Below are 1,119 nucleotides of genomic sequence, written 5' to 3' on the forward strand. Positions count from 1 at the left end.
CTAGTTGTACTGACCTGAGAGGTTGGGAACGCGGCTGGCGGGTGGTTGGCCGTTGAGTGCGGTGTGACCGCGGTGGTGATTGTAGGTGTGTAGCCATCGCAGGAACGCTTCGCGGCGTTCGGTTTCGGTGCGGTAGGGGCGGGCGTAGGCCCATTCGTCGAGCAGGGTGCGGTTGAAGCGCTCCACCTTGCCGTTGGTCTGGGGACGGTAGGGGCGGGTGCGTTTGTGCGTGATCCCGGCGTCGGTCAGGGTGTCGCGCCAGAGCCGGGAGCGGTAGCACGACCCGTTGTCGGTGAGCACCCGCATGACGGTGATGCCGTGGGTGCGGAAAAAGGTCTGTGCTCGCTGCCAGAACGCGGCCGCGGTTTCCTTGGTCTCGTCGGCCAGGATTTCGCTGTAGGCCAGGCGGGAGTGGTCGTCCACGGCGTTGTGCAGGTAGCTGTAGCCGAGGTTGGGGCGGCCGCCGACCTTGCGGCGCCGGGCGGGGTCGCGGTGCGCGGAACTGTTGCGCCCGCCCACGGTCCGGCCGTGGACCTTGTGGCCGCCGCCGTCGGGAATGTTGCCCAGCTTCTTGATGTCGACGTGCACGAGCTCGCCCGGTGTGGCGCGTTCGTAGCGGCGCACCGGCTGCCCGGTGGCTCGGTCCACATGGCGGAGCCGGGCCAGGCCGTAGCGGGTCAGGACCCGATGCACGGTCGAGGGCACCAGCCCCAGCAGGTACGCGATCCGCGCCGGTCCCCACCGCCGCGCCAGCCGGACCTTGATGATCCGCCGCTCGGTGCGCGTCGGGGTCCGGCGCGGGCACGCCAGCGGGCGGGAGGACCGGTCGGCCATGCCCACCGTGCCGAGCTCGCGGTAGCGGCCGGCCCAGCGTTGCGCCGTGCTGACCGACACCTGGAACCGCTCCGCGGCCCGCCGAACAGGCCATTCATCCTCGACGACACACCGGGCCAGACGTAGCCTGCCCAGCTCGGTCAGCGGTGCGTTAGCGTGAGTAATCGAGGGCCTCCTGGCTAGTAGGTGCAGATGTCGCAATCCACACCGAACCCGGAGGCCCTCCCTCAATCCAAGATCATCCGATCACGTGTCGGACCGTTCCTAACCTCTCAGGTCAGTACA

At 68.9% G+C, this 1,119-nt stretch carries 1 protein-coding gene; it reads right to left on the reverse strand.

Annotated elements, in window-relative coordinates; genetic code table 11:
- Positions 1-999, reverse strand: a complete 999-nt coding sequence (locus tag ACFWGZ_RS41165; RefSeq protein ID WP_382457004.1) for an IS481 family transposase — start codon at positions 997-999, stop codon at positions 1-3.
- Positions 1,000-1,119: the final 120 nt, after the last annotated feature.

It is taken from the genome of Lentzea sp. NPDC060358, assembly GCF_042725365.1.
Lineage (GTDB): Bacteria > Actinomycetota > Actinomycetes > Mycobacteriales > Pseudonocardiaceae > Lentzea.